Here is a 26,823-nt window from a genome sequence, read left to right as displayed (position 1 = left end):
GCCCTCGTTATGGCGACAGTGCAACAGCCCGCGGCAAATCTGTCAACGGTATCAGGATCGACGACGGACCAGGCCAAGTCTGAGGCTAAGTCTGAGCCTGTAGCCCATCAGAACTTGTAGCCGAGGCCCGCGCGCACCGTGTTGACGGTGGTATCGACACTGGAGGTGAACCGGAGATATTCCCACTCGGCGCGCAGGAAAAGACCAGCATACAGCATCATGTCGATGCCGAGACCGCCGGCAAATCCTGTGATGAACTTGGAATTGGCGTTGTCCGTCAAGAAACCGGCTGCAGAGTAATTGGGAAGTCCGTTCGTGCCGACATAGAGATAATCAATGCTGGCATCGGCCCTGCGATTGATATTCGCCTGCCCCATCGCAACGCCGACGAATCCATATGGCAGAAAGCTGTCGATGGCATATCCGCCACGTACCCGCAACGAGCCGTAATCGGTGATCTTCATCGAGGCGCTCGAGGACACGCGCGCTGTCGATATGTAATCGGTGGGGTATTGGAACGAGCGACCCTGGGAACCGCTGTTGGCACCGAAGAAGTTGCCGTGGGTATAGTTCAGCTCGATACCGATGAGGGCTTCGCTCCACTGAAAATTATATCCGACGAACCCGCCGTAGCCGCTGCTCTGCATATGGGACTTCCCGAGCAGAGGCCATTGCGAAATGTTGAACTGCGATTCCAGATCGAGATTGTTCAGGAGCTTGGCGAGCAAATCCTGGCCGGAATTGGTGAAGTCCATGTCCGCCGCGCCATGCGAGACATGGCCGCCGACATAGACGCCCGACCAGTTGACGCTGCTTCTGCTCAGCCCGTCGGTGAAACTGCCGCGGAGATAGTCCGGCATATCGGCCGCCTGCGCGCCGGTCACCGCGCCACACATCACCGCCACCAGCAAAAAACGACGCATCGCAACACTCCATCGAACAACTCTAACTTGCGTTGATCATGGCTCGTTAACCCTAACCAATCGTTATCGCAGGCTCCGATGAGACGTGATCTTGCGGGAAAAAGCCAAACGCATCGCGTGCCTGCGACAGGCGCCAGAGCGTTTTCGAGCGAAGTGGATACCGGTTCGCGTGAAGAAAACGCGTCAAAACAAGAGTCTAGAGCTTCGGTTCTGATTCAATCAGAAGCGAAGCTCTAGGTGCGCCGCGCCAAAAGCAAAACGGCGCGGGAAGATCCCGCGCCGTTCTCAATCCTTAACAGATGGAAGTCGCAATTAACCTTTGCGCATCAGCGGCGCCGGCGCATAGACCTGCGGGCTTTCCAGGTTCCAGCGCACGCCGAGCTTGAGGTCATGCGAGGTCATGTCGCGGTACTGGAAGGTCGAGGTACCGGCGGGCGTGCCATCGAAGAAGCGGCCCTGGCCGTGGATGCCGGTACCCATGTCGAGGTAGCGGTACGCCAGTTCGACCGTGAAGTTGTTGCTGACCTTGTAGGCAAGACCGGCGTGCACGGCCCATGCGAAGTTGGTCTTGCTCGCGCCTTCAGCGAAGTACGAACTGGCGCGGCCATCGAACGCCGGGAACGTCGCGACATCGCTAAAGCCGGTGGTCTTGATGGTGGCTGCGCCGAAGCCGGCACCGATGAACGGCGTGATGCACCACCAGGTACCGAGGTCGACGTAACCGTTGACCATTCCGACCCAGCTCTTGTAGCCGCCGTTGTAGGCATCAGCGAGCCCGCCGCCGGGATTGAACATGAAGAAGTCCGTGCCCTTGAAGCTGACCTTCGAGCGATACTCGCCGGTGATGTCAGCACGGAACCAGCTGTTGAACTGGTAGCCGACACCGACGCCGTACAGCGTGCCGCTGTCGAAGCCATGGCCGTTCTGACTCCAAACCGTATTGGCCGGCAGGGTGTCGTAGGCGTTGACGTGCAGCTTGCTCTGGGTGTTGGTCATACCGATATCGCCGCGCAGATACCAGCCACCGAAATCCTGCGCCGGAGCCGGTGCATAGGCCATCGGAGGTGGCGGTGCGATCGAAGGCATGTCCGCGGCGAAGGCAACCGACGACAACAGGGATGCCGCTCCGGCGGCAAGAAGAGACTTAACGCTACGCATTGGCTTCGTCCTTTTGTCCGGTGAGGCGACTGCGGAGGCCTCACATCAAAAACTCACGAGCGGACGATGCCAGCAAATGCTTAAGCGGCGCTTAACCCTAATTTTTAAGGTTGATAATCTCCGAATATTTCGGCCAGCACGTGTTCGCACAATGCAAGCTGATGCATTTGCAGCACAGAAAATGGCGAAACCGCCATACATCCTAACGATGTGTTGACGGAAATGACACGGATGCTGACCTACCCGCTTGCTTGCCCGCGCCGTTTGCAAACGCTTCGTTAACGCGCGAGCTTCGGCATCTTCGGCAGGAACACGGCGAGCAGGCCGAGCGCCGGCAGGTAGGCGCAGAGATGATAGACAAAGGCGATGCCGGTGTGATCGGCAAGCTTGCCGAGCACCGCCGCCCCGAGCCCGCCGATGCCGAAGGCGACGCCGAAGAACACGCCGGAAATCATTCCGAAGCGATGCGGCATCAGCTCCTGCGCGAACACGATGATCGACGACGTCGCCGAGGACAGGATCAACCCGATGATGACAGTCAGCACCGCACTTCCAAACAGGCCGGCATAGGGCAGCGCCAATGTGAACGGCAGCGCGCCGAGGATCGAGAACCAGAGGACGTATTTGCGGCCATAGCGGTCGCCGAGCGGCCCGCCGAAGAACGCGCCTGCGGCATTGGCGGCGAGAAAGATGAAGAGATAGAGCTGGGCCGCCTGGGTCGAGACGCCAAACTTGTCGATCAGATAGAAGATGTAATAGCTGGACAGGCTCGACACGTAGAGCTGTTTTGAAAACAGCAGCGCCACCAGCACCACGAGTGCGATCTTGACGCGGCGCGCGTCCGGCGCATCCGGATGCCGTTCGACCACGGCGGACTTCTTCGTCGTGATCTGCGGCCGGTACCAGACGCCGATCCGCCACAGGGTCACGATCGCCAGAAACGCGATCGAGGAAAACCAGGCGATGCTGGGCTGGCCGAACGGCACCACGATCAACGCCGCCAGCACCGGCCCCATCGAGGTGCCGAAACTGCCGCCCAATTGAAACACCGATTGCGCAAAGCCATAGCGCCCGCCCGAGGCAAGCCGCGCGATCCTCGCCGATTCCGGATGGAACACGGCCGATCCCAATCCGACCAGCGAAGCCGCGATCAGAATGATCGTGTATTGATGCGCAACGCTGAGCAGCAGCAGGCCGAAGAATGTGAACCCCATGCCGATCGCGAGCGAGAACGGCTGCGCCTTCTTGTCGGTGAAGTGCCCGACCAGCGGCTGCAGCAGCGACGCGGTGAACTGGAACGCCAGCGTGATCAGGCCGATCTGCGCATAGTCCAGCGCGTAATTGTCCTTCAGGATCGGATAGACCGACGCAATCAGGGACTGCATGGTGTCGTTGAGGAAGTGCGAGAAGCTGATCCCGGCCAGCACGACATAGGCCGGCCCTGCGGCTACCACCTTGGCGGCGAGCGCCGGCGACACGTCGGGCACCACCACGGGCGCAGTGAGCGCTTCCTCGGAGACGGTGACGGGCTTGTTCAAGGGCGCGATTCCCGAATATCGACTGGTGAATAATGCCCGTTCCTACGCCGCGCGCATGGCGGCGACCAGCATCAATAGCTAATGGCTGCGATGCGTTGGGGTGCGGCTCTTCCCCTCTCCCCTTGTGGGAGCCGAGACGAGCGAAGCTCGCTCTTGGGTGGACGCGATGCGAAGCATCGCGGACGGGTGAGGGGTCTGTCTCCGCGGATAAAAATCCCTCTACGGATAGATACCCCTCATCCGGCGCTTCGCGCCACCTTCTCCCACAAGGGGAGAAGGGAAGATCTCCTCAATTGATGGTGCGCGCCTCAGGCCGCGGCGGCGTGGCCGAGGGCGGTGACGATGTGATCGACCACTTCCTCGACCAGGATGCGATCGTCGCCCTCACCCATCACACGGATCACGGGCTCGGTGCCGGACGAGCGGACCAGCAGGCGGCCGCAGCCGTTGAGGCGTTTTTCGCCATCAACGATCGCGGATTTGACCTCGGCGTCGTCGAGCGGCTTGCCGCTGCGATAGCGTACGTTCTTCAGGATCTGCGGCAGCGGATCGAATTTGTGGCAGACCTCCGACACCGGGCGGCGGAGCTTTTGCACCACGGCCAGCACCTGCAGCGCCGCGACGAAACCATCGCCGGTGGTCGCATAGTCGGACAGGATGATGTGGCCTGACGGCTCGCCGCCGAGATTGTAGCCCTGCTTGAGCATCTGCTCGAGCACATAGCGGTCGCCGACCGGCGTGCGCACCATCTCCAGCCCAATACCTTCGAGGAAGCGCTCCAGCCCGAGATTGGACATCACGGTGGCGACGATGCCCGGCTTGGCGAGACGGCCGTCTTCCTTCCAGCTCTGCGCGATCACCGCGAGCAGCTGGTCGCCGTCGACCACATGGCCGCGCTCGTCGACCAGGATCACGCGATCGGCGTCGCCATCGAGCGCAATGCCGATATCGGCGCGCATCTCGCGCACCTTGCGGCTCAGCGCCTCCGGCGAGGTCGAGCCGCATTCCTTGTTGATGTTGAAACCGTCAGGCTCGACGCCCATGGCAACGACGTCGGCGCCGAGCTCCCACAGCGCTTCCGGCACCACCTTGTAAGCCGCGCCGTTGGCGCAATCGATCACGACGCGCAGGCCGTCGAGCGAGAGTTCGCGCGGCAGCGTGCGCTTGGCGAATTCGATGTAGCGGTCGTGAACGCCGTCGATGCGGCGGGCGCGCCCGAGGCTGGCGCTCTGCGCCAGACGCCGATCGATCGGCTCGTCGAGCAATTGCTCGATCTGCTTCTCGACGTCGTCGGACAACTTGAAACCCTGCGGGCCGAACAGCTTGATGCCGTTGTCCTCGAACAGATTATGCGAGGCTGATATCATCACGCCAAGATCGGCGCGCATCGACTTGGTCAGCATCGCGACCGCCGGCGTCGGCATCGGGCCGAGCAGCAGCACGTCCATGCCGACAGAGGTAAAGCCCGCGACCATGGCGTATTCGATCATGTAGCCGGACAGCCGCGTGTCCTTGCCGATGACGACGCGATGGCGGTGATCGCCGCGCTGAAACACCAAGCCAGCCGCCTGCCCCACCTTGAGCGCGAGCTCCGGTGTGATCAGACCATTGGCACGGCCCCGAATTCCGTCGGTACCGAAATATTTGCGGCTCATATAACCCCCAGCCATTCCGCGCCTCTTAAAGCCATCCGGCAAGAAGCAGCGAACGCGCACCATAGCGTGCACCGGCCTTATAGTCTCTCAGGCGCTAAAATGGCTTCAAAAAATATGATGAATCATTACCGGCACCGGAAGTCGCGATCGGAGCATAACCCATTGCAAAACATGATATTTTTTAATCCAGCCGCTGCCTGGGTACCCCTTGATCGCGCCGCTTGATGTGATGGTCGCCCTTCGACGGCGGCGGCTGGGTCACATTCACGGGGTCCGAGCCCGGAAAGGTCTCCTCAAGCCCCTCCTCCAGGGCCTCGTCCAACCGGCGCTTTTCAGCGCTCTCGCGGGACTCGCGGGCGGGCTTGGGATGGCGATCAGGTCCGGTCATGAGATGTCCTTATGTTTTCCTTGGGACTGTCCCCACGCAGGGTTCCGCGAGCCTGATTTGGCTGACGTATCAACCATGCTAGATGACGACACAGAAAAGAAATTCAAGCAAGAGATCCAGGAAGGGGCCGGGAACGTCCATGAAGCACATTACCTGCATCGAGGATCTGCGTCAGTTGCACAAGCGCCGAGTTCCGAAGGCGTTTTTCGACTATGCGGATCGCGGCTCCTATTCCGAGGACACGCTGCGCGCCAATCGCGCCGATCTCGAAGCGATCAAGTTCCGCCAGCGCATCCTGGTCGATGTGTCCAGGCGCGATACGTCGACGACGATCCTGGGCGAGCCGGCCGCGCTGCCGCTGAGCCTCGCCCCGGTCGGATTGCTCGGCATGCAGCACGGCGACGGCGAAATCGCCGCCTGCCGGGCCGCGCAGGCCGCCGGCATTCCGTTCACGCTGAGCACGATGTCGATCTGCTCGATCGAGGACGTCGCCGCCAATGTCGACAAGCCGTTCTGGTTCCAGCTTTACGTGATGAAGGATCGCGGCTTCATCAAATCCCTGATCGAGCGCGCGATCGCGGCGAAATGCAGCGCGCTGGTGCTGACCGTCGACCTGCAGGTGATGGGACAGCGCCACCAGGACATCAAGAACGGCATGACCATTCCGCCGGAATGGTCGTTGTCGAAACTGATCGACTTCGCCACCAAGCCAGCCTGGGTCGCCGGCGTGATGCGCGGCAAGCGCCGCACCTTCGGCAACATCGCCGGCCACGTCAAAGGCACCGACGATATCACCCAGCTCTCGCAATGGACCAACGCGCAGTTCGACACCACGCTGAGCTGGAAGGATGTCGACTGGATCCGCTCGATCTGGCCGGGCAAGCTGATCCTCAAGGGCATTCTCGACGTCGAGGACGCCGAGGAGGCCGTCAAGACCGGCGCGCATGCGATGGTGGTCTCCAACCATGGCGGCCGCCAGCTCGACGGCGCGCCGTCGTCGATCGAGGTGCTGCCGGAGATCGTCGATGAGGTCGGCGACAAGATGGAAATCATGTTCGACGGCGGCATCAGGTCGGGCCAGGACGTGATGCGCGCGCTCGCGCTCGGCGCCAAATCCTGCATGATCGGCCGCGCCTTCGTCCACGGCCTCGGCGCCGGCGGACAACAGGGTGTCGCAAAGGCGCTCGATCTGATCCGCAACGAAATGCTGGTGACGATGGGCCTGTGCGGCGTCAACACCATCGCCGAAATCGACGATCACGTGCTGGCGATTTAGCTATCGGAAAAATTCCATCGTCGTCCCGGACAAGCGAAGCGCGATCCGGGACCCATAACCACAGGCCGTCGTATTTTCGAAGGCTGGAGCTACCGCCCAGTTTAACAACAAACAGCGGTGGTTATGGGTCCCGGCCTTCGCCGGGACGACAATGAGATGCAGCGCATCATCTCTCACATCGGCGGTGTGATCCCGTTGCGGCCGACATTGACGCGGGCAGCTTCCAGCGTGCCGTCTTCCTTCTTCGCCGCACCGAAGATGATGATTTTTGCTCCCGGCTTCAGTTCGGACTTGTCGCCGGCGACGAAGGTGACAACAGGCGTATCCGGCGGCACCACGACTTTCTTCTCGCCGTCCTTGTACTTGACCAGGATGTTCTGGCCGTCAGTGCCCTTGACCGTCTGGGCGACGGTGGCGTTGGTCATGGTGGAGTTCGCCCGCGCATCCCAGGGCCGGAAACCCTCCGCGGCACCGCGCTGGTTTTCCGGGAAAATATGAACGGCAACCGCCCGCTGGGTGCCGTCGGGCTCCGGCATGCCGGTGACGCCGATGTAGGAGCCTTCCTTGATCTCCGACAGTTCGGTCCTGGCGACGCCGAACACCGCCACATTGTCGGTCATCCGCACCTTCAGGTCGGCGCCCTCGCGCGACTTGATCGAGAGAACATTGCCATCGACGGCCTCGATGGTGCCGCGGATCCGCACCGTCGGTGTCGGCGGTTGTTGCGCCCACACCGTCGTTCCGAGCATGGTGGCAAATGTCAGTGAAGCAGCGAGCAGGCATGACGTCATCCGCATGGCGGTATCCCTTCCAATGTTTGAGCGTCCCACCAACGCGAACACCGGAGGGAAGTGCGTATTCCAGGTGTTGGCTTCTCCCTTCGCTTCGCGAATCCGCCCTCTTCCACAAGGGGAGAGGGAAACAAGCCTCACATCGGCGGGGTCAGCCCATCGCGGCCGACGCTGACGCGGTTGGTTTCGAACGAGCCGTCCGGCAGCTGCTTCATGAAAGCGATCACCTTGGCGCCGGCCTTGAGATCGGATTTGTCGGCGGGGACAAAGGTCACGACCGGCGTCTCCGGCGAGACCAGAACCTTCTTCTCGCCGCCCTTGTATTTGATCAACAGCGTGTGACCGTCATTGCCGGCTACGGACTGGTCCACCGTCGCATTGGTCATGGTGCTGTTGGGGCGCAGATCATAAGGCCGCGAACCCTCGCCGGTGCCGCGCATCGCCTCGGGAAACACGTGCACCTCGACCGCGTTCTGGCTGCCGTCCGGTCCCGGCACCGTGGTGGCGCCGATGAAGGAACCCACCTTGACATCGGACAGCGGGATTTTGGTAATCCCGACCACCCTGATATCGCCGGTCATGTGCAGCTTGACGTCTTCACCGCCGCGCGACTTGACCGCAAGTATGTCGCCCTCGACACCTTCGATGGTGCCGCGAACCCGCGTCGGCGTGGGCGGCTGCTGGGCGATGGCGTATATCGTGGACGCGGCCACCATCGCGGCGGCGAACAGCGGGCGGATGAGTGTAGAACGATGCTTGGACATGAGGGATCTCCGGTAGGCCACCACGTAGCCATTGCCCCCAATTCCCGCAACGATACTCCCGCTCAAACTTTGTTGAGATCGGCCTCGACGATCGCACGAAGTTCTGATGTCACTTCGGGGCGCTTTCCGAACCACAATTCGAACCCGCGCACCGCCTGGTGCAGCAGCATGCCGAGCCCGTCGGCGGTCTGCAGCCCGCGCCCGCGCGCGGCGACAAGCAATGGCGTATCCAGCGGCACGTAAACCAGGTCGCTGACGACGGCGCCCTGCGGCAACCGGCCGACATCGAGTTCGAGCGCCGGCTGGCCGTGCATCCCGAGCGAGGTCGTGTTCACCAGCAGCCCGGCGCGCGGCAGCAATTCGTCCAGCGCATCCCATGCCACCGGCAATACGCTCGCGCCGAATTGATCCGCCAGCGCCTGCGCGCGCTCCCCGGTCCGGTTGGCCAGATGCACGCGCTTGACGCCGCGTTCGATCAACCCGAACAGCACGGCGCGCGCCGAACCACCGGCGCCCAGCACCAGCGCCTCCTCGGCACGCTCCCATCCGGGCGCGCAGGCATCGAGATTATTGATAAAACCCTCGACATCGGTGTTGGTCGAACACAGCTCACCGTTCTCGAACCACAAGGTGTTGGCGGCGCCGACCGCGCGGGCGCGGTCATCCGGCTTCGACAGCGCCAGCGCGCGCTCCTTGTGCGGAATGGTGACGTTGGCGCCGACAAAGCCGCGCAGCGAAAGCCGAAAGACAAAGTCCTGAAACTCGTCGGGCGGCACCGCCTCGATGACGTAGCCGCCCTCGATCCTCAGCGTCCGCAGCCAGTAATGATGGATCAGCGGCGAGCGCGAATGCGCGGCTGGCCATCCGATCAGGCATGCGGCAGGGGGTCTGGTGGCACGGGTCATGGCAGTCAATTCGGCCATGCCGGCGGCGGTGTCAATGCCGGGGTGCGGTGCCGGGATGGAGCGGGTTGCTTGTAGCCAAACTCGTCATCCACGTCTTCACTTAACCAAGAAAGACGTGGATGGCCGGGTCAAGCCCGGCCATCACGAAAATGACGAACGTCAAACCATCACGCCGCGACCCGATTCGCGGCGATGATCTGGTCGGCGGCGCGGCCGGTCACTTCGGCCATGCGGTCAAACTGCCGCGTAAAGCCGCCGGCGCCGGCGGTGGCGGACCGCAGCTCGACGATCAGGTCGCCGATCTCGGCCTCCGGCATGGTGGCGCGGACGCAATCCCAGCCGGCCCAGCCCTCGCGGGTGTCGAAGCCGAGGATCTGGCCGCGCCGCGCCGACAGGATGGCGTTGATTTTTGCCGTCGCTTCGGTCGGGCAAACGATCTCCACCATGTGGATCGGCTCCAGCAGCACCGGCTGGCACTGCGGCAGCGCCTCGCTCATGCCGAGCCGCGCCGCGGTGCGGAAGGCAAGATCGGAGGAATCGACGCTGTGATAGGAGCCGTCGGTCAGGGTGACGTGGAGGTCGATCACGGGAAAGCCGAGCGGCCCGCGCGTGAGGCTGTCGACCACGCCCTCTTCCACCGCGCCGATATAGTTGCGCGGCACCGCGCCGCCGACGACCTTTTCGTGGAATTCAAAGCCCGAGCCGCGCGGCATCGGCTTGATGTCCAGCACCACGTCGCCGAACTGGCCATGGCCACCGGACTGCTTCTTGTGGCGCCCGCGTTGCGTGATCGATTTGCGGATCGTCTCCTGATAGCCGATCGCCGGCGCCTGCGATTTGACGTTGACGCCGAAACGATCCTTGAGCCGCTCGAGCGCGACGCGCAGATGCATCTCGCCCTGCCCCCACAGCACGATGTCGTGGGTCTGCGTGTTGTGGATCATCGTCAGCGACGGATCCTCCTCGTTCAGCCGCAGCAGCGCCTGGCCGAGCTTGACGTCGTCCTTGCGATCGTTCGCGGCCAGCGACATCGCCAGCACCGGCGGCGTCGGCTCGACCCGCGCGAGCGAGGCCGGCGCGGTCTTGCCGCTCGAGAGCGTGTCGCCGGTCTTGATGGCGTCGAGCTTGCCGAGGGCCACGGTTTCGCCGGCTTCCGCCGCCGCCCGTTTGCTGTCGTGCCCGCCACTGACCGCGAGGATGCCGGAGACCCTGCCCGCTTCGCCGGACGAGGATTGCAGCGTCGCACCGTCATCGAGGTGCCCGGCGAGCAGCCGCACCAACGACAGCTTGCCGCCGTGCGGCTGATGCAGGGTCTTGAACACATAGCCCAGCGCATCCTTGGGCGAAGACGCGCTGAGGCGCTTGGCGGTCTCGGTCACGCCGGGCGCTTCATGGCGCAACGCCTTCATCAGCCGCAGCACGCCGTTTTCGCGTGTCGCGGCACCCAGCAATACCGGGCAGATCAGGCCTTCGCGCAATTCGCGCGCGAGATCGTCGAACACCGCATCGCGCGGCGGCTGGATGTCTTCCAGGAGTTGCTCCATCAGCACGTCGTCGTGATCGGCGAGCTTTTCCAGCATCGAGAAGCGCGCTTCCTTCTCGCGGTCGAGATTGCCGCCGTCCAGCGCAATCACTTCCGAGGGCTTGTGTTCGCGGTAGACAAAGGCGCGCTCCAGCGCCAGATCGACAAAGCCTTCGATCAATTCGCCGTTCCAGATCGGAATCTGGCGCAAGACCAATGGCACGCGCGAGGCCGGCTGCAACGTCGCCAGCGTTTCGCGGATGCGCTTGTTGGCCTTGTCGATCTTGTTCAAAAACAGAAAGCGCGGAATGCCCATTTCCTCGAGCTCGCGCAGGATGATCTGCAGTTGCGGCAGCTTCTTTTCATCGGCTTCGCAAACCACGATCGCGGCATCGACCGCCGGCAGTGCCGAGCGCATGTCCTGCGCGAACTCGATCGAGCCGGGACAATCGATAAAGGTGTAACTGTCGCCCATGAAGGTGGTGGTGGCTGCACTTAAGGCCACGCCCATCTTGTGGTGCCGCGCCTCGGGGCTGGAATCGCCGACCGAAGTTCCGGCATCGACGCTGCCGGCGCGGTGGATGGCGCCTGTGCGCGCCAGTATGGCTTCAAGAAGTGTGGTTTTACCGCTCTGGAAAGGGCCCACCAGCGCAATGCACCGTGGACCCGATTCTTTAGTACCTGGGGGACTTCTGACGTCTTGTCCCATTGCCGCCTCCTTGTTTGGAGCTCGGCCCATGATTGGGTCGGCGGATCAGATGCTCCGCCCGCCGCGACGATTTGGCAAGTCAGAAAATCATCGCTGCGGTGCAGTGCGAGTCGGGACCATCAGACCGCGGGCGGGTCGATCATGATCCGCAACGCCGATGCAAAACCGGCTATATCGATCGCGTCGTCCCAGGCCAGTTGCAGGGAGATACCCTGCAGAACGGCGATCATGACACGCGCGGCCGATTCCGGGTCGAGGTTCCGTGGCCACCGTCCCTCGCGCTGCGCCTTGCGGATCATCGGCGACAATATCTCGACCGCCTGGCTGACGCCTGCCAGGGCCTCGCGCTTTAATCGCGGATTGGACAGGCTCTCCGCCCATAGCTGCACCGCGAGCTTGCGCCATCTTTTTTCCTGGGGATCGCGCAAACCCAGCACAAAACCTTCGACCAGGCGCACCAGACTGGTATCGAGATCGGCCGCGGTCAGCGCATGCTGCATGCGCAGCCGCTCCATCGCGTGCCGTTCGGAGGCGATCGCCATCACCACTTCGGTCTTGCCTTTGAAGTATCCGTAGATGGCCCCCGGACTGAGACCGGATTCGGCGACGATGTCCTGCATCGTCGCGGCGTGAAAACCTTCGCGCGCAAAACAGGTCAGCGCGGCATCGAGAATGCGTTCACGCTGGGCACTGGCCCGTGCCGCGCTGATCCTAGGCACGTGGCACTTCCGCCAGCACCGTGTGATAGAAACTGTAGCCCGGCATTTGACGGCTCTGCGCACCCATCACTTTCGCGCGATATTCGTCGGCCCCGAGATCGCTCATTAGCACAAGTCCACGTTCGCGCAGGAACGCGGCCAGTTGTTCGGGCAGCAGCCCGAACCGCCACGGCTCGCCGGTTCCGTCCACTTTGGCGATGGCCTTTTCGGCGCCCGCGAAAGCGACCGAACCGTTCAACACCCCCTCGTGGACATAGGTGAAGATGAAGCGGCTTCCCGGCGCAAGGCGGCCCGCCCAACGCATCACACCGCATACCGCTTCGCCGGTGAGATATTGGCTCACGCCTTCCCACACCACGATCGCGGGACGCGATGCGTCGAAGCCCGCGGCGCGAAGCAATTTATCGTAGTCGTCGACTTCGAAATCGACCTTGACGAACGTCACCTTTCGCAAATCGGCTTGCGCCGAGCGCAGCCGCGCCTGCTTCACTCTGGCGGTATTGGGATGGTCCACTTCGAATATCCGGGCGGTCGCGAGCGCGTCCAGACGCCAGGCGCGGGTGTCGAAACCAGCGCCGAGCAGCACCACCTGATCGATCTCGGCCGCCGCCTGCACAATCCAGTCGTCAATCAATTTGGTGCGGGCGATACCGGAGGTTCGCGCGCCAGGCCAGCGGCGGTCGATATAGTTGTTCAACAGTGCCGCCGCCGGGCGCAAACCGAAAAGTTTTGCCGCCAGTCGCAGTTCACTCGGTAACAGAGCGGCCGCGAGCGGATCGGCAAAGGCGCGCGAGTTCGGCGCCTTGGCATGTTCGGAGGCACGAAACACCGCCATGAATTCCGCGGTCCGACTGACTTCCTGACTGCGCATCTGGCTCTCCTCAAAAAGAACGTCTATTCTTTTTAAGGCCAGCCACCGTCACTGTCAAGATTGGCTGCCGTGAATCCAGACCAAGGTTACCTTCCCGGCCGAAGTTCCAGGCTTTCCAATCCGGCGGCGATGCTGACGCCGGCCGGGTACCGCACGCCCGGCCGCGCGCGATTGAAGTTCGCCGAACCGTGGATCGCCACCCCTTATTTTGCGCGCCGCGACGCTTCGCGTAGATCCGTCGGCGTCATGCCGAAACGGCGGCGAAAGCGGCGATTGAAGTAAGGGACCTCGTTGAACCCGCAGGTCCATGCAATTTCGCTCACCTTCAATCGATCGTGGGCTGCATCCATCAGCATCACCCTGGCCTCATGCAGCCGCATCTCAAGCACGCGCTCGGCGAAGCTCGATCCGCTTTCGGCCAAAAGATCGTTCACGTAACGACGCGACAGGCCCAAACGCTGCGCAACGCTCTGCGACGAGAATTCCGGATCGTGAAAGCCCGATTTAATGGCCGCAAGAACGTCGTGCAATCGTGCTGCGCGCAGGCCGCGGGTCACGGCAATCTCCGACGGATCGCCGCGCGCGCCGAGCGCAAGTGCGATGAGATCGACAAGCATCGTCTCGATGCGCCGGTCGAGCGCCGGATCGCTTTCCTGCTTCAGGCCCATGAGAAACTCGACGTACCGGCCGAGATGACGCAATGCCGGTGAGGACGCATCGAGCGGCTTGCCTATGAGGTCGTCAGCGTTTGGGACCAATGCAAGAAGCCGGGCGCGCGAAATATTGATCGCATACCAGCCATTTTCCGGACCTACGAGCATCTCGCCGGGTTCGGCAGTCAGAAGCACCGCTGCGTCGCGGTTGATCGTCGCCTCCTGCCCGTTCTGGATGCTGATTATATCGGAGCGACCGTTATAAAGCGCGACGCAAAAATTGTCCGCACCATCGGAAGCGACGTCGCGCTGGCTGCGCCTCATCCGATCGATGCTGCCGTCGAGCCGACCGATACCGACCGCGCCGATCGGCACGAATTCAAGGTTCACCGTGAACGGGCGGTCTTCCGCACGCTGGAGATCGACCGAACCGTAAAGCGCATTCCACTGATCCAGCCAAAGCGAGAATTTTTCCTGATCGTTCAGATGGGACGGAAGTTGCTCCGACGCAAAAACAACTTTCTGGATCCTGCCGCCAACGGCCTTTCCGCCCAACTCATCAACGTCCATCGCCTGCGATGCCTTCAAAATTCGCTTCGCTTCGAGCAGATCCCGATCAAGTCAAAATAGCTGCATCGGCACGATCCAGACAGTGCCAGTTGAACCAATTGTGCCAGCCAGTTTCGCAACCCGTGGCGCGATTGCAACGCTCGCCAGCAATCAGGAGGCGATGCCACGCGGTGCAAATCAGGAGCCACTGAGGACAATCCCACTCTGCGCGGCTTGGTAAGAGTGCACCGAGACTTGATGAAACGCGACCTGATGAATCCGGGCCTGACGCTTTGAGGACCAGGACTCATCCGCAGAATTGTTCGGGGGTGACACTATGCATTATGTATCGCGGACGACGCTCGCAGCCGCCGCCATTTCATTGGGCAGTCTCTCTGCCGGGTTCGCGGCCGATCTCGGACCGCGCCCGGCGGCGCCGATTGCGCCGGCCTTTTACGACTGGAGCGGTGTCTATGTCGGTCTGCATGCCGGCTACGGCGGAGGCATGAAGGATTGGACCCAAGCGTTGGGGAACGATTTCACTGCGAAGGGTTTCCTCGCCGGCGGCCAGATCGGAAGCAACAAGCAGATCGGCAGCCTGGTGTTCGGCCTGGAGCTTGATGGATCGTGGGCCGACATTGGGGGCTCGCAACTACTTTCCAACGGCGGACCGGCCGCTGGCTTCCAGGTAGACATCACCGGCCGATCGAAGATCGATGGCCTTGTGACGTTGACGGGGCGTGCCGGTTTGGCCGCCGACCGTTGGTTCGTCTATGCCAAGGGCGGCCTCGCCCTCGCGCAGGAAAGGCATTCTTTCGGCAATAACAGTTTTAACTTCCCGCCAGCACCTCCGTTTACCGCCGCCATCTCTGGCAGCGGCAGCGAGCATCGATGGGCTCCCACCGTCGGCTTCGGAACGGAGTATGCGTTAGGAAACAACTGGTCAGTCAAGGCCGAGTACGACTACGTCCACCTGGGCAACAGAACGGTGGGATTTACCGGAACGGCGAACTTCAATGGCCTCGCAGCTCCCCTTGATCCGACCAACGTGCCAATCGAGCAGGCGCTCCATCTCGTCAAGATCGGCGCGAATTATCGTTTTGGCGGAATTCAGACCGATCCGACGTTCGCACCGGTCAGGGCCGCGCCAGGATACAACTGGTCGGGCGCCTATGTCGGCGTTCAGGGCGGATACGGCTTCGGCCACAAGGCATGGCCCGACCTGTTCGATCCGGCGAATCCCCAAACCGGAAAGTATGATGTGAACGGATGGCTTGCCGGCGGAACCGTCGGGGTCAATGCGCAGGCAGGCTCATTCGTCTTCGGCGTCGAAGGCGAATGGATGTGGACCGGCATCAAAGGCAATCAGACAACGGTTTTTGATTTTGGCGTGGGAGTAACGCAGACCGGCCTCGAGACAAAGGTCAATTGGCTTGCGATCGCGGCAGCGCGCGCCGGTTTTGTGGCCGCCGACCGCCTGCTGGTCTATGGCAAGGCCGGCGTCGCGCTCGCTGACGAGAGGCACACGCTTACTCAAAGCACGATCGATCCAGGTTTCAGTTCGGTACTCAACCTGGAAGCCAAAGCCCTGCACACCGGACTCGTGGCGGGTGCCGGCATTGAGTACGCCCTCGGCGGCAATTGGTCGGCCAAATTCGAGTACGACTACATCAAGATGCTTGCGCAGAACTTTACGGCGACGGGCACCCAGAGCGTGAACGTCCCGCCCATCGTGCAATCGGTCGCTCTTGCCGGCCAGTTCTCAAAGATGCCGCAGGACCTGCACCTGATCAAGTTCGGCGTGAACTATCACTTCAGCCCGGCGCCGGTCGCAGTCAGTGCCCGATACTGATCAGCGCATCGCGAAAAGCCTCAGGTCTTGGTATTTCCTGAACAGACCGGACAAACAAAAGGCCCGCATTTCGCGGGCCTTTTCTGTTGGCCAAGCACAGAAAGCGTGGCGCGATTGCAACGCTCGCCGGCAATCGCCGGCTAATGCCACGCCGTGCAAATCGAGCGCCAACGAGGACAAACCGATTTTGGGCGCCTCGCTAAGAATGAAACAGGATCTGATGAACCCCGGACCTGACGATTCAGGATCAGGACTCATCCGCAGAATTGCTCGGGGGCGACATCATGAATCATCTATCGCGGACGACGCTCGCAGCCGCTGCCATTTCATTGGGCAGTCTCTCTGCCGGGTTCGCGGCCGATCTCGGACCTCGCCCGGCGGCGGCGATCGCGCCGGCCCTTTACGACTGGAGCGGCGTCTATATCGGTATGCATGCCGGCTACGGCGGAGGCATGAAGGATTGGACCGGTGTGCTAGGTGCCGATCTCACTGCGAAGGGTTTCCTCGCCGGCGGCCAGATCGGGATCAACAAGCAAATCGGCAGCCTCGTGTTCGGCCTTGAGCTTGACGGATCGTGGGCTGACATTGGTGGCTCGCAGTTGCTTCTCAACGGCGGACCACCCCTTGGATTCCAGACAGAAGCCACCGCTAGCTCGAAGATCAATGGCCTGGTGACGTTTACGGGGCGTGCCGGTTTGGCTGCCGACCGTTGGTTTGTCTACGCAAAGGGCGGCCTTGCAGTCGCGCAGGAAAAGCATTCTTTCAGCTTTAGCAGTTCGAGCTTCGCGCCTCTGGCTCCTTCTACCGAAATGGCCTCAGGCAGCGGCAGCGAGCATCGATGGGCTCCCGTTGTCGGCTTCGGAACGGAGTATGCGTTGGGAAACAACTGGTCGGTCAAAGCCGAGTACAACTACGTCCATCTCGGCACCCGAACGGCGGGACTTACTGGAACGGCGAACGTCAATGGCGTTGTAACTCCCTTGGGTGCGGCCGGCGCATCAATCGAGCAGGCGCTCCATCTCGGCAAGATCGGCGTGAATTATCGTTTTGGCGGAATTCAGACGGATCTGACTCTTGCGCCGGTCAAGGCCGCGCCGGGATACAACTGGTCGGGAGCCTATGTCGGCGTACAGGGCGGATACGGTTTCGGCCACGCGGAATGGCCCGATCTGTTCAATCCGGCAAATCCCCAAACCGGAAAGTATGATGCAAATGGATGGCTTGCCGGCGGAACTGTCGGGGTCAACGCGCAGGCAGGCACTTTGGTCTTCGGCGTCGAAGGCGAATGGATGTGGACCGGCATCAAAGGCAGTCAGACAACAGTCCTTAACTTTGGTGCGGCCACTCAGACTTTTGACTTCGAGACAAAGATCAATTGGCTTGCGATCGCGGCAGCGCGCGCAGGTTTTGTAACTGCAGACCGCCTGATGGTGTATGGCAAGGCCGGCGTCGCGCTCGCTGACGAGAGGCACACGCTTACCGACACCCGGATCGCTCCAAATCTCGGCGCGGTCTTCAACCTGGAAGCCAAAGCCTTGCACACCGGAGTCGTGGCGGGTGCCGGCGTTGAGTACGCCCTCGGCGGCAACTGGTCGGCCAAATTCGAATACGACTACATCAAGATGCTTGCGCAGAACCTGACGGCGACCGGCGTTCGCAACATCAACGCTCCGCCCATCGTAGGATCGGGCGCTTCTTCCACTCAGTTCGACAAGATGCCGCAGGACCTGCACCTCATCAAGTTCGGCGTGAACTATCACTTCAACCCGACGCCGGTCGCAGTCAGTGCCCGATACTGATCGGCGCATTGCGAAAAGCCTCAGGTCTTAGTATTTCCTGAACAGACCGGACAAACAAAAGGCCCGCATTCCGCGGGCCTTTTTCGATTGTCCCGGTTACCGCCCCGGCCGAAGCTCCAGGCTTTCCAATCCGGCGGCGATGCTGACGCCGACCTGGCCCTGCAGGCTCAGCGGCTGCAGCGCGATCGAGTTTGCCGAACCGCCGACCAGCACGTTTCCGCCGACGCCGACGCCGAGCGTGGCACTGCCCTGCGCTCCGACATAATCGCCGGAGAGGCCGCCCGGTCCGAGTTGCGCCGACGGCGCGAACACGCCCCAGGCCAGCGCGGATTCCTGGGTGATGCCGAGATCGAGGCCGACTTTGCGGATGGTGGCGACGTAACGGTCTTCCGGCATGCCGTCGGCGCGCAGCACGCAACCGAGATTGGTGACGGATCCGACGATGAAGCCGACGCTGGCGCCGCCGCGGCATTCGAGAATGCCGACCTGCACCCGCGCCACCTGCTGCGCGTTGGCGCCGGCGATCGAGGTGGCCCACACGGCGATGGCGGCAGCGGCGAGAAGGGAGTGACGCATGAAGAAATCTCCGGCTGAAACGATGTGATGCGAGCAGGGAAGCGAGAGCGCAGGAGCGAGGTCGCACGGTTTTCTATGGCACAACAACGATGACGGTTCCAGATTGGGCCTTGGTTCGTCATTCCGGGGCGTGCGAAGCACGAACCTCAGATGCGCAATTGCGCATCGGGGAATCTCGAGATTCCGGGTTCGCTTCGCGCCCCGGAATGACGGCGATAAAAAAGGCCCGCTCTCGCGGGCCTTTTCATCAAAACCATCGATCAGCCGCGGCGATGATGCCGGCGGTGGTGACGGCGCGGAGGGCCGTAGCCGCGGAACGGCTCCAGCTGGATATCGGCAATCCCGGCGGCGACGTTCAGCCCGGTCTGGCCCTGCACGCTGAGCGGCTGCAGCGCGTAGGAATTGGCCGGACCGCCGACGAGGAAGTTGCCACCACCGCCGATACCGACCGACGCGTTGGCGCCGACGCCGCCATAGCTGCCGGCGAGATCGCCGCGGCTGACCCGGCTGTTCGGCGCGTTCACCGCCCAGGCCAATTGTGTCTGCGCGGTGATGCCGAGATCGAGGCCGTAGCGGCGCACGGTGGCAATGTAGGGTTCCGGCCGGCGGCCTTCGCTCTTGAACACGCATTCGAGGCTGGTCACGGAGCCGACGACAAAGCCGACATTCTGGCCGCCCTGGCATTGCAGGACGCCGGCGCGAACCGGCGGTGCCGCATCTGCGCTCGCGATCGGCGTAATCAGCGCCGCGATGGCGATGCCGAAGGTCGTAAGGCGTTTTCCGAAAAGCATGTGTCGTCCCCGCTTGATGAACTGAATGTGTGCGGCGGACAGGAAGGAAGCGCCGTGTTCAAAACATGGCGCTTTGCAAAAAGAAGACTTCAAAACATCATGCAGTCTAAGCGTGATGTGATTTGACACGCCTTTTTTCGGACGTGTTTTCTTTGCGCGTTTTCTTTGACAGAAATTTTGGGACACAAACCGGAACCCGCCCCGCATCATTGGCGGGACAGGCTTCGCTTCAAAACGCGCTATTTTTTCTGACGCATTTTCTTAACGCGAACCGGATTCCACCCCCGGATCAAGTCCGAGGGCATGCTTCGCTCGAAAACGCTCTACCGCAAATTACCGCAAAAGCGCTGGATGCGTTTGCAGGCGTCCTCGAGATCGGAAGTCTTGGTGGCGTAGGAGATCCGGAACGCCGGGCCAAGTCCGAACGCGGAACCCTGCACCACGGCAACGCCCTCAGTCTCCAGCAGCTCGGTGACGAAGTCCTCGTCATTCGCGATCACCTTGCCGGACGGCGCAGTCTTGCCGATGGTGCCGGCGCAGGACGGATAGACGTAGAACGCGCCCTCGGGCCGCGGGCATTCGATGCCCTTGGCCTGGTTCAGCATCGACACCGCGAGGTCACGGCGTTCCTTGAACACCTTGTTGTTGGCGGGGATGGAGTCCTGCGGACCGTTGAGCGCCTCGACCGAGGCCCACTGCGAGATCGACGACGGGTTCGAGGTCGATTGCGACTGGATCGTCGCCATCGCCTTGATCAGTTCGGCCGGGCCACCGGCATAGCCGATGCGCCAGCCGGTCATGCAATAGGCCTTCGACACGCCGTTCACCGTCAGCGTGCGGTCGTACAGTTTCGGTTCGATCTGCGCCGGCGTGGTGAACACGAAGTCGTCATAGACCAGGTGCTCGTACATGTCGTCGGTCATCACCCAGACGTGCGGATACTTCACCAGCACGTCGGTGAGCGCCTTCAACTCGCTGCGCGAGTAGGCCGCGCCGGTCGGGTTCGACGGCGAGCAGAGAATGATCCATTTGGTCTTCGGCGTGATCGCTTTTTCCAGCGCGTCGGGCTGCAGCTTGAAGCCCTGCGCCACGGTGCACACTACGGAGACCGGCACGCCGCCGGCCAGCGCCACCATTTCCGGATAGCTCACCCAATAGGGCGCCGGGATGATGACCTCGTCGCCCGGATTGATGGTCGCCATCAGCGCGTTGTAGAGCACCTGCTTGCCGCCGGTGCCGATGATGACCTGGTTCGGCTTGTAGGTCAGGCCGTTCTCGCGCTGGAACTTGGCGATGATCGCCTCCTTCAGCTCGGGAATACCGTCGACCGCGGTGTACTTGGTCTTGCCGGCCTCGATGGCGTGGATCGCCGCCAGCTTGATGTTGGCGGGCGTGTCGAAATCGGGCTCGCCGGCGCCAAGGCCGATGACGTTGCGGCCGGCCGCTTTCAGCGCGCGTGCTTTATCCGTGACCGCGATCGTCGCGGACGGCTTCACACGGTCGAGCGCAGCGGACAGAAAAGGCATCATCATCTCCTAGGAATGGCATGTGTGGGCACACGTGTGCCCGTTTCGGGAATGATCCGTGATTCCAAATGTTGGGATCGGCGCACCCTAAAGCGCTCAGCGCCGCATCGCAAGAAGCTTGGCCCGAAAGGCTCAAATTTTACGGGGTCGCAGGCCCGATCGGCGCAATATTTGGAAAAATTCTGCGCCGAAATGACTCATATCTGGCCAAGGAAACCGGCGCGGCCGGGACGGACTTGGTGACGGTCTTGGCGACGGTCTTGGACGATGGGCTTGGACGATGGCCTGATCATCCCCGGCCCGCACGCCGCGCCGGGGTCTGGCCCTCCGACGCGATCAGGTGCCGCGATTGCTCCGAGGTCAATTCAGAATAGACGTCGATCCATCTCGCAGAGATTTCAAAATCCGCGCCTGCACGTATCGGCAATATCGCGAAAGCTTGGAGCGTTCCGATCACAAATCCCGACCACGTGATCCCTGCGTCGAGGCATGGCGTTCTGCGCGCGTGCAGTGCAGTAGAGGTTTTCGACTTTTTCCATAATGCGGGCCTTGCGACGCACCCCCAACGGCATCATTGTTTAGCCGCGTTGCGGCGATCCGCGCGCGACAGACGTCCAACGGATCGATTGAAATTCATACGATGTACAAGCTCTATTCGATGCAGCGCTCCGGCAACAGCTACAAGGTCCGCCTTGCGCTGTCGCTGCTCAAAGCGCCGTATTGCGCGATCGAAGTCGACATCCTGCGCGGCGAAAGCCGGACGCCGGATTTTCTGGCGATGAACCCGAGCGGACAGGTGCCGCTGCTGGAAGTCGCCGAGGGACGCTACCTCGCCGAGTCCAACGCCATCCTGTGGTACGTCGCCGGCGGCACCTCGCTGGCGCCGGAATCGCGGGTCGAGCGCGCCGAGGCGCTGCAGTGGATGTTCTTCGAACAGCACGCGCTGGAGCCCAATCTCGGCGCGGCCTATTTCTGGCTGTCGCTGGTCAAGGGCGGCCGCGACCTGCAGACCCACGCATTGGAGGACTGGATGGAGCGCGGCTATGCCGCGCTTCAGGTGATGGAAAACCATCTCAAGACCCGGGCCTATTTTGCCGCTGACCAGCTCACGGTCGCCGACATCGCGCTGTACGGCTACACCCATGTCGCCGACCGCTGCGACTTTGACCTGGCGACCTTCCCCGCGATCCGCGCCTGGCTGCGGCGGATCGAACAGAACCCCGGTTTCGTGACCATGGACTGGCGGCCGGATGCCGAGGTCGATGATCCCGCCAGCGTCGCCGCCGGAGCTTGAGGCGCGGACGGATTCACGTTCGCTTGAAGAGGCGTCCAAAGGTTAAGGACAGCGGGAATAACGTTAACCTTTGCCGTGATTTCGCCATTTTTGGCACTCTCGCGCCCCAATATTGCCGGCCACAATTGTGAACTTCCCGATGTCGCGGGTGATTCGCCCGCGTCTTGAAGGAATTAGACCCATGATACGGTCGCCCGGCACGGCCGGCTTCGAAAGCCGCCCTGCGCCAGTCGCTTCCGCCCGACTGACCAACGCCATTGCCGCCTCTCTTGCGATCGGTACGCTGTCGCTGTGCCTCGTCGTCACGCTGACAGTGCTCTCGATCAAGGTGACCATGGCCATGCCGATTCCGGCGTGACTCCGGCATTTCCTGTTTGGACTTTTTCCGAGAGCAACGCGCGATGATTGGCATCGCGGGCGGACGAAGATGAAGACACCTGTCGGACTTGTGACCGTGGCGCTGACGGCAGCGATCCTGCTGACCGCGACCTTGGTGATCGCCACCGGCACCCGCGGCGAAGAGACGGAGTTTCCGTCGTCCGCCGGCGGACTCGAAGTGCGCACCTTCGCAAGGGGTCTGGTCAATCCGTGGTCGCTGGCGTTCCTGCCCGACGGCAGGATGCTGGTGACCGAACGGCCAGGCCGAATCCGAGTAGTATCCGCGGAAGGGCAGCTGTCGCCGCCGCTCAAGGGCGTGCCCGACGTGTGGGCGTCCGGCCAAGGCGGAATGCTCGACGTCGCGATCGACAAATCCTATGCGCAAAACAAGACGATCTATTTCTGCTTTGCGGAGCGGACCGGCGGCGGCGGCCGCACCGCGATCGCGCGCGCCAAACTCAACGACGGCGGCGGCCGCCTCGACGAAACCAAAATCATCTTCCGCCAGGAAGGGCCGCTGTCGTCGGGCAACCACTATGGCTGCCGCATCGCGCAGGCCGACGACGGCAATTTGTTCGTGACGCTGGGTGACCACGGTTCACATCGCGAGCAGGCCCAGGACCTCGGCAATCATCTCGGCAAGGTGATCCGGATCGCACCGGATGGATCGGCCGCCGCCGGCAACCCGTTCATCGGCCGCGCCGGCGCCAAGCCGGAAATCTGGAGTTACGGCCACCGCAACGGACAGGGCCTCGCGATCAACCCGGCGTCGGGCGACGTCTGGGAAGTCGAGCACGGCCCACGCGGCGGCGACGAGCTCAACATCATCAGGACGGCAAAGAATTACGGCTGGCCGGTGATCGGCTTCGGCCTCGAATACAGCGGCGGCAAGATCCATGAAAGCACCGCCAAAGACGGCATGGAGCAGCCGGTCAAATACTGGGTGCCGTCGATCTCCCCATCCGGCATGCTGTTCTATACCGGCAAGCTGTTTCCAAAATGGTCCGGCAGCCTGTTCGTCGGCGCGCTGTCCGGCAGCATGCTGGTGCGGTTGTCGCTGAACGGCAATGGCGTCGCGGGCGAAGAGCGCCTGCTGCAAAATCTGCACGAGCGGATTCGCGACGTCAGGCAAGGCCCGGACGGCGCCCTGTGGCTGCTGACCGACAGCTCCAACGGACGGATCCTGCGGGTGACGCCCTCTGCAAAGTGACTAGAGCCTTTTCCGTTCCGATGGAATCGGAACGGCTCTCTAGATTCTTGTTTTGACGCGTTTTCTTGACGCGAACCGGTATCCACTTCGCTGGAAAACGCTCTATACGCCCAAACGCGGATGAACGCGTGAACGGGAAGCTGCGACCAAAGGCAAGGTCCAACAGTTTTCGGACACGCAACGCATGAACCGGCGCCAGTTTGTTTTCGTCATGTCGGGAGCCCTGACACTGCTCGCCGCCACGCGGCCCGGCCGCGCCGAATGCGGCGGCCTCAGCGTCAGGGAATTCGTCGAAACCACCTATTACAAGCAGGCGCGCCTGCACGCCGCCAAGACCCCGCTTGGCAACGACGCCTTCCACGCGCTGTTCTCGCCCGGCATGCGCCGGTTGATGCAGGCGCCGCGGCAATATCCGAAGAACCAGACGATCGGCCCGCTGCTCAACGCCTTCTTCGGCTGGGGCGTGCTGCCGGGCGCCGAGATCAAGGTCGGCAAGGTCGAGCACCATTCCGGCGACGAGATGGGGCCGGCCACCATCCGCGTCGAGATCGAGCATCGCGGCCAGCCGCACCGGATCCTGGTTCACGTCATCGGTCCGGACGACGATTGGCGCATCGCCAACATCATCTATGATTCCGGCAAGAGCCTGCTCGATCACTATCGCTCGATCACCGGTCTTTGAGAGTTAGCCCCATTTGTGAAAAATCAAAAATGCCCCGCCGGCAATCAAGAGAAAACCCAGAGCGTGATTCCAGGCCAGCGGCTCCTTCAGATACAGCGTCGAAAATGCCGCGAACACGACCAGCGTGATCACTTCCTGCATGGTCTTGAGCTGGGCTGCCGAATAGACCGCGCTGCCCCAGCGGTTGGCCGGCACCGCCAGCCAGTATTCGAAAAACGCGATCCCCCAACTCGCCAGAATGATCAGCACCAGCGGGGTTTGCTTGAATTTGAGATGGCCGTACCAGGCAAAGGTCATGAAGACGTTGGAGGCAAACAGCATCAATATCGGCAGGATCTGCGGGGAGACGGTCGGCATCATGTCCTCATGAATTACGTGCGCTAACAAGCGGGCACGGAGCCCGGTTCCAGCCGTTTCGCATAGCATTTGAATTCAAAAACGCGAAAGCTTTGCGCAGGCAGTCAACCCTGTCTTAATGAAAGAAAAAGAAAACCCGCCGCAAAATGAAACATCCGTCACACTGCGTGCCTTATTCTCGACGCAACGGGACGGCCTCAAACGGCCGCTCGATCAACGCCTTGGGAGGCAGCGAGAACCGGCATGTTCGACTGGCGCGCCATCTCCGGTCCGGCTCTGACGACAGCGACGGCGCTCGCCGCCTTCCTGGTCGACCGTTATGTCATTGCGGTCCCGAACCCCGCACCGCTGTTCGTCTGCATCGTGGCATTGGCCAGTTCCATCAGCGGGCTCGCCTCCGGCCTGACCAGCGCCGCGATTGCCGTCGTGTCCTCGGCGCTGTTCTTCCTCAACCATCGCGCCGTGCCGGGTTATGACGCCTCCGACCTGATGCGCATGCTGCTGCTGGCGGCGACCGCGGTCGGAACCGCTGTGATCACCGGCCTGCTGCGGCAAAAATGGATCGACGCCTTCGCCTGGGAGCAGAAGCACCATGCCACCGCGATGCGGCTGTCGGCCGCGCTCGACCAGGTCGATATCGGAATCGTGCTGCTCGATTCCGACACCCGCGCCGAATTCATCAACCGTGCCTTTCGCGACTATTTTTCGCTGTCCGACGAGCAGGCCGACGCCAAGCCGCCGTTCATCGCGCTGATGTATCACGGCCGCGACACCGGCGCCTACGAGTTGCCGGAAGACGAATTGAGCCTCTTCATCGCGCAGCGCACTGAGATGATGCGGGCCGGCGATTCCACGCCGATCAACATCAAGATGGCTGACGGGCAGGTACTGCGCTTTTCCTGCACGGCGCTGCCCGATGGCGGGCGCATGCTGAGCTATACGCCGGTCACCGACCTCGTCCGCCATACCGACGACATCGGCAATGCCGACTACTACCGTTCGCTGCGCGGCGGCGGCGAACGCAGCCTGGCGCGGCACCTGCGCGCCGCCGAATAGCAGCAGCGACGCGGCAAAGCCTCTCTCCCGATTGATCCGTTGCGGTGGCGCCTGTAGGCTGGCGCTATCAGCCAGCGCGTCGACGACGCCGCTCCCTTCCCGAAGCTCCCTTGCCGAATACGGAATCAAACATGCCCGGCGATGTAACGATTCGTTTTGTCACGAGACAGGACTACGCAAAATGGCTGCCTTTGTGGGACGGCTATAACGCGTTCTACGAGCGGACGGGACCGACCGCGCTCGATCCCGCCATCACCGCGATGACCTGGGCGCGCTTCTTCGATGCCTACGAGCCGGTGCACGCTTTGGTCGCCGAACGCGACGGAGAACTGCTCGGGCTGGCACATTATCTGCTTCACCGCTCAACCACCGCGATCGAGCCGACGTTCTACATGCAGGATCTGTTCACCAGCGAAGCCGCGCGCGGCAAGGGTGTCGGCCGCGCGCTGATCAACGGCGTCTACGAACAGGCCAGGCTCGCCGGATCGCCGCGCGTGTACTGGTTCACCTACAACACAAATCACACCGCGATGCAGCTTTACGACAAGGTGGCGGAGAAGACCGGGATTGTCGTCTATCGCAAGGTGTTCTGAACAGCCTGTGGATAAATCCAGATGTCACCGGGGCGTAACAAAGCCCGGTTAGGTTGCGCCTGCGTTTGATCAGGCCCCCCGTCTCGGATCACGCGCCCCCAGCGGCCCCCGTCAGTCGCCGCGTCTGACCGGGGCCGCATCTTTTTTCGCAGCACTTTCATACCCTTTACGCCGAGCTACGCCGGAACTGCTGCTCAGGCATGCCGTGCGCGGTCAGACCGCATCTTGCGGGCTGAGGGGGGCGCGGGCCACAATGCGGCCTCCTCGCCCCACCCCACAGGATCTCCC

General features: G+C 62.2%; 25 protein-coding genes. 9 read left to right on the top strand and 16 right to left on the bottom strand.

The window, feature by feature from the left end; genetic code table 11:
• Window positions 1-107: 107 nt before the first annotated feature.
• From JQ600_RS04215 to JQ600_RS04195, 5 genes are all read right to left on the bottom strand, one after another.
• A complete protein-coding gene (locus tag JQ600_RS04215; protein ID WP_212269231.1) occupies window positions 108-923 on the bottom strand; it encodes an outer membrane protein in 816 nt (271 codons plus the stop codon).
• Window positions 924-1,235: 312 nt separating this feature from the next.
• Window positions 1,236-2,081, bottom strand: a complete 846-nt coding sequence (locus JQ600_RS04210; RefSeq protein WP_212269232.1) for an outer membrane protein — start codon at window positions 2,079-2,081, stop codon at window positions 1,236-1,238.
• Between the two features lie 278 nt (window positions 2,082-2,359).
• Entirely contained in the window at window positions 2,360-3,619 is a 1,260-nt protein-coding gene (locus tag JQ600_RS04205) for an MFS transporter (RefSeq protein ID WP_212489697.1), read from the bottom strand.
• Window positions 3,620-3,927: 308 nt separating this feature from the next.
• On the bottom strand, window positions 3,928-5,274 hold the full coding sequence (gene glmM / locus JQ600_RS04200) for a phosphoglucosamine mutase (RefSeq protein WP_212269256.1): 1,347 nt from the start codon (window positions 5,272-5,274) through the stop codon (window positions 3,928-3,930).
• Window positions 5,275-5,455: 181 nt separating this feature from the next.
• Window positions 5,456-5,662 (bottom strand): hypothetical protein, encoded by a 207-nt coding sequence (locus tag JQ600_RS04195; RefSeq protein ID WP_212390451.1) that lies wholly within the window; start codon window positions 5,660-5,662, stop codon window positions 5,456-5,458.
• Between the two features lie 139 nt (window positions 5,663-5,801).
• Here JQ600_RS04195 and JQ600_RS04190 point away from each other — a divergent pair, with 139 nt between their 5' ends.
• Window positions 5,802-6,938: an alpha-hydroxy acid oxidase gene (locus JQ600_RS04190; RefSeq protein WP_212207229.1), complete on the top strand. Its 1,137-nt coding sequence runs from the start codon at window positions 5,802-5,804 to the stop codon at window positions 6,936-6,938.
• A 173-nt stretch (window positions 6,939-7,111) separates the two neighbouring features.
• Here JQ600_RS04190 and JQ600_RS04185 read toward each other — a convergent pair whose 3' ends face one another.
• From JQ600_RS04185 to JQ600_RS04155, 7 genes are all read right to left on the bottom strand, one after another.
• The gene (locus tag JQ600_RS04185) at window positions 7,112-7,729 is read right to left on the bottom strand and encodes a hypothetical protein (RefSeq protein WP_409363325.1); all 618 of its coding nucleotides are present in this window, start codon (window positions 7,727-7,729) and stop codon (window positions 7,112-7,114) included.
• Window positions 7,730-7,866: 137 nt separating this feature from the next.
• Window positions 7,867-8,493, bottom strand: a complete 627-nt coding sequence (locus tag JQ600_RS04180) for a hypothetical protein (RefSeq protein ID WP_212390452.1) — start codon at window positions 8,491-8,493, stop codon at window positions 7,867-7,869.
• A 62-nt stretch (window positions 8,494-8,555) separates the two neighbouring features.
• Complete coding sequence (locus tag JQ600_RS04175; protein WP_212390453.1) at window positions 8,556-9,398, bottom strand: shikimate dehydrogenase; 843 nt, start codon at window positions 9,396-9,398, stop codon at window positions 8,556-8,558.
• Window positions 9,399-9,565: 167 nt separating this feature from the next.
• The gene (locus JQ600_RS04170; protein WP_212390454.1) at window positions 9,566-11,629 is read right to left on the bottom strand and encodes an elongation factor G; all 2,064 of its coding nucleotides are present in this window, start codon (window positions 11,627-11,629) and stop codon (window positions 9,566-9,568) included.
• A 119-nt stretch (window positions 11,630-11,748) separates the two neighbouring features.
• Window positions 11,749-12,348, bottom strand: coding sequence for a TetR/AcrR family transcriptional regulator (locus JQ600_RS37360; RefSeq protein WP_212269239.1), 600 nt, complete (start codon window positions 12,346-12,348; stop codon window positions 11,749-11,751).
• Complete coding sequence (locus JQ600_RS04160) at window positions 12,341-13,219, bottom strand: SAM-dependent methyltransferase (protein ID WP_212390455.1); 879 nt, start codon at window positions 13,217-13,219, stop codon at window positions 12,341-12,343. The genes JQ600_RS37360 and JQ600_RS04160 overlap by 8 nt, the downstream gene beginning before the upstream one ends.
• A gap of 203 nt (window positions 13,220-13,422) precedes the next feature.
• Window positions 13,423-14,460 (bottom strand): AraC family transcriptional regulator, encoded by a 1,038-nt coding sequence (locus tag JQ600_RS04155; protein WP_212468008.1) that lies wholly within the window; start codon window positions 14,458-14,460, stop codon window positions 13,423-13,425.
• Window positions 14,461-14,758: 298 nt separating this feature from the next.
• Between JQ600_RS04155 and JQ600_RS04150 the strand changes: the two genes are divergently transcribed.
• Together JQ600_RS04150 and JQ600_RS04145 are read left to right on the top strand one after the other, a co-directional pair.
• The gene (locus tag JQ600_RS04150; RefSeq protein ID WP_212390457.1) at window positions 14,759-16,273 is read left to right on the top strand and encodes an outer membrane protein; all 1,515 of its coding nucleotides are present in this window, start codon (window positions 14,759-14,761) and stop codon (window positions 16,271-16,273) included.
• Window positions 16,274-16,557: 284 nt separating this feature from the next.
• Complete coding sequence (locus JQ600_RS04145) at window positions 16,558-18,072, top strand: outer membrane protein (protein WP_212390458.1); 1,515 nt, start codon at window positions 16,558-16,560, stop codon at window positions 18,070-18,072.
• A gap of 96 nt (window positions 18,073-18,168) precedes the next feature.
• Here JQ600_RS04145 and JQ600_RS04140 read toward each other — a convergent pair whose 3' ends face one another.
• The 3 genes from JQ600_RS04140 to JQ600_RS04130 all read right to left on the bottom strand — a co-directional run bounded on the left by JQ600_RS04140 (window position 18,169) and on the right by JQ600_RS04130 (window position 20,965).
• Window positions 18,169-18,648 (bottom strand): DUF992 domain-containing protein, encoded by a 480-nt coding sequence (locus JQ600_RS04140; RefSeq protein ID WP_212390459.1) that lies wholly within the window; start codon window positions 18,646-18,648, stop codon window positions 18,169-18,171.
• A 260-nt stretch (window positions 18,649-18,908) separates the two neighbouring features.
• Complete coding sequence (locus JQ600_RS04135; protein WP_212390460.1) at window positions 18,909-19,439, bottom strand: DUF992 domain-containing protein; 531 nt, start codon at window positions 19,437-19,439, stop codon at window positions 18,909-18,911.
• A gap of 323 nt (window positions 19,440-19,762) precedes the next feature.
• Window positions 19,763-20,965: a pyridoxal phosphate-dependent aminotransferase gene (locus tag JQ600_RS04130; protein ID WP_212390461.1), complete on the bottom strand. Its 1,203-nt coding sequence runs from the start codon at window positions 20,963-20,965 to the stop codon at window positions 19,763-19,765.
• 640 nt (window positions 20,966-21,605) lie between these two features.
• Between JQ600_RS04130 and JQ600_RS04125 the strand changes: the two genes are divergently transcribed.
• The 4 genes from JQ600_RS04125 to JQ600_RS04110 all read left to right on the top strand — a co-directional run bounded on the left by JQ600_RS04125 (window position 21,606) and on the right by JQ600_RS04110 (window position 24,529).
• Window positions 21,606-22,259: a glutathione S-transferase family protein gene (locus JQ600_RS04125; protein WP_212390462.1), complete on the top strand. Its 654-nt coding sequence runs from the start codon at window positions 21,606-21,608 to the stop codon at window positions 22,257-22,259.
• A 181-nt stretch (window positions 22,260-22,440) separates the two neighbouring features.
• The gene (locus JQ600_RS04120) at window positions 22,441-22,617 is read left to right on the top strand and encodes a hypothetical protein (RefSeq protein WP_212269248.1); all 177 of its coding nucleotides are present in this window, start codon (window positions 22,441-22,443) and stop codon (window positions 22,615-22,617) included.
• A 69-nt stretch (window positions 22,618-22,686) separates the two neighbouring features.
• On the top strand, window positions 22,687-23,847 hold the full coding sequence (locus JQ600_RS04115; RefSeq protein ID WP_212390463.1) for a PQQ-dependent sugar dehydrogenase: 1,161 nt from the start codon (window positions 22,687-22,689) through the stop codon (window positions 23,845-23,847).
• Window positions 23,848-24,031: 184 nt separating this feature from the next.
• On the top strand, window positions 24,032-24,529 hold the full coding sequence (locus JQ600_RS04110) for a hypothetical protein (RefSeq protein ID WP_212390464.1): 498 nt from the start codon (window positions 24,032-24,034) through the stop codon (window positions 24,527-24,529).
• Window positions 24,530-24,532: 3 nt separating this feature from the next.
• Here JQ600_RS04110 and JQ600_RS04105 read toward each other — a convergent pair whose 3' ends face one another.
• Window positions 24,533-24,886 (bottom strand): DMT family protein, encoded by a 354-nt coding sequence (locus JQ600_RS04105; RefSeq protein ID WP_212390465.1) that lies wholly within the window; start codon window positions 24,884-24,886, stop codon window positions 24,533-24,535.
• Between the two features lie 243 nt (window positions 24,887-25,129).
• Here JQ600_RS04105 and JQ600_RS04100 point away from each other — a divergent pair, with 243 nt between their 5' ends.
• Both JQ600_RS04100 and JQ600_RS04095 read left to right on the top strand, forming a co-directional pair.
• Complete coding sequence (locus JQ600_RS04100) at window positions 25,130-25,942, top strand: PAS-domain containing protein (protein WP_212269251.1); 813 nt, start codon at window positions 25,130-25,132, stop codon at window positions 25,940-25,942.
• A gap of 131 nt (window positions 25,943-26,073) precedes the next feature.
• On the top strand, window positions 26,074-26,535 hold the full coding sequence (locus tag JQ600_RS04095; RefSeq protein WP_212269252.1) for a GNAT family N-acetyltransferase: 462 nt from the start codon (window positions 26,074-26,076) through the stop codon (window positions 26,533-26,535).
• Window positions 26,536-26,823 lie beyond the last annotated feature (288 nt).

It is taken from the genome of Bradyrhizobium sp. AUGA SZCCT0176 (assembly GCF_018130145.1).
In the GTDB taxonomy this organism is placed as follows: Bacteria; Pseudomonadota; Alphaproteobacteria; order Rhizobiales; family Xanthobacteraceae; genus Bradyrhizobium.
This window is presented reverse-complemented; position numbering and strand designations above follow the sequence as displayed.

Bases quoted from the DNA above. Each gene is read 5' to 3' on its own strand.
- JQ600_RS04095 (WP_212269252.1), top strand. From the start codon at position 26,074: ATGCCCGGCGATGTAACGATTCGTTTTGTCACGAGACAGGACTACGCA.
- JQ600_RS04170 (WP_212390454.1), bottom strand. From the start codon at position 11,629: ATGGGACAAGACGTCAGAAGTCCCCCAGGTACTAAAGAATCGGGTCCA.
- JQ600_RS04180 (WP_212390452.1), bottom strand. From the start codon at position 8,493: ATGTCCAAGCATCGTTCTACACTCATCCGCCCGCTGTTCGCCGCCGCG.
- JQ600_RS04210 (WP_212269232.1), bottom strand. From the start codon at position 2,081: ATGCGTAGCGTTAAGTCTCTTCTTGCCGCCGGAGCGGCATCCCTGTTG.
- JQ600_RS04190 (WP_212207229.1), top strand. From the start codon at position 5,802: ATGAAGCACATTACCTGCATCGAGGATCTGCGTCAGTTGCACAAGCGC.
- JQ600_RS04150 (WP_212390457.1), top strand. From the start codon at position 14,759: ATGCATTATGTATCGCGGACGACGCTCGCAGCCGCCGCCATTTCATTG.
- JQ600_RS04100 (WP_212269251.1), top strand. From the start codon at position 25,130: ATGTTCGACTGGCGCGCCATCTCCGGTCCGGCTCTGACGACAGCGACG.
- JQ600_RS04195 (WP_212390451.1), bottom strand. From the start codon at position 5,662: ATGACCGGACCTGATCGCCATCCCAAGCCCGCCCGCGAGTCCCGCGAG.
- JQ600_RS04130 (WP_212390461.1), bottom strand. From the start codon at position 20,965: ATGCCTTTTCTGTCCGCTGCGCTCGACCGTGTGAAGCCGTCCGCGACG.
- JQ600_RS04105 (WP_212390465.1), bottom strand. From the start codon at position 24,886: ATGCCGACCGTCTCCCCGCAGATCCTGCCGATATTGATGCTGTTTGCC.
- JQ600_RS04115 (WP_212390463.1), top strand. From the start codon at position 22,687: ATGAAGACACCTGTCGGACTTGTGACCGTGGCGCTGACGGCAGCGATC.
- JQ600_RS04125 (WP_212390462.1), top strand. From the start codon at position 21,606: ATGTACAAGCTCTATTCGATGCAGCGCTCCGGCAACAGCTACAAGGTC.
- JQ600_RS04110 (WP_212390464.1), top strand. From the start codon at position 24,032: ATGAACCGGCGCCAGTTTGTTTTCGTCATGTCGGGAGCCCTGACACTG.
- JQ600_RS04140 (WP_212390459.1), bottom strand. From the start codon at position 18,648: ATGCGTCACTCCCTTCTCGCCGCTGCCGCCATCGCCGTGTGGGCCACC.
- JQ600_RS04145 (WP_212390458.1), top strand. From the start codon at position 16,558: ATGAATCATCTATCGCGGACGACGCTCGCAGCCGCTGCCATTTCATTG.
- JQ600_RS04215 (WP_212269231.1), bottom strand. From the start codon at position 923: ATGCGTCGTTTTTTGCTGGTGGCGGTGATGTGTGGCGCGGTGACCGGC.
- JQ600_RS04175 (WP_212390453.1), bottom strand. From the start codon at position 9,398: ATGACCCGTGCCACCAGACCCCCTGCCGCATGCCTGATCGGATGGCCA.
- JQ600_RS04120 (WP_212269248.1), top strand. From the start codon at position 22,441: ATGATACGGTCGCCCGGCACGGCCGGCTTCGAAAGCCGCCCTGCGCCA.
- glmM (WP_212269256.1), bottom strand. From the start codon at position 5,274: ATGAGCCGCAAATATTTCGGTACCGACGGAATTCGGGGCCGTGCCAAT.
- JQ600_RS04160 (WP_212390455.1), bottom strand. From the start codon at position 13,219: ATGCGCAGTCAGGAAGTCAGTCGGACCGCGGAATTCATGGCGGTGTTT.
- JQ600_RS04185 (WP_409363325.1), bottom strand. From the start codon at position 7,729: ATGACGTCATGCCTGCTCGCTGCTTCACTGACATTTGCCACCATGCTC.
- JQ600_RS04135 (WP_212390460.1), bottom strand. From the start codon at position 19,439: ATGCTTTTCGGAAAACGCCTTACGACCTTCGGCATCGCCATCGCGGCG.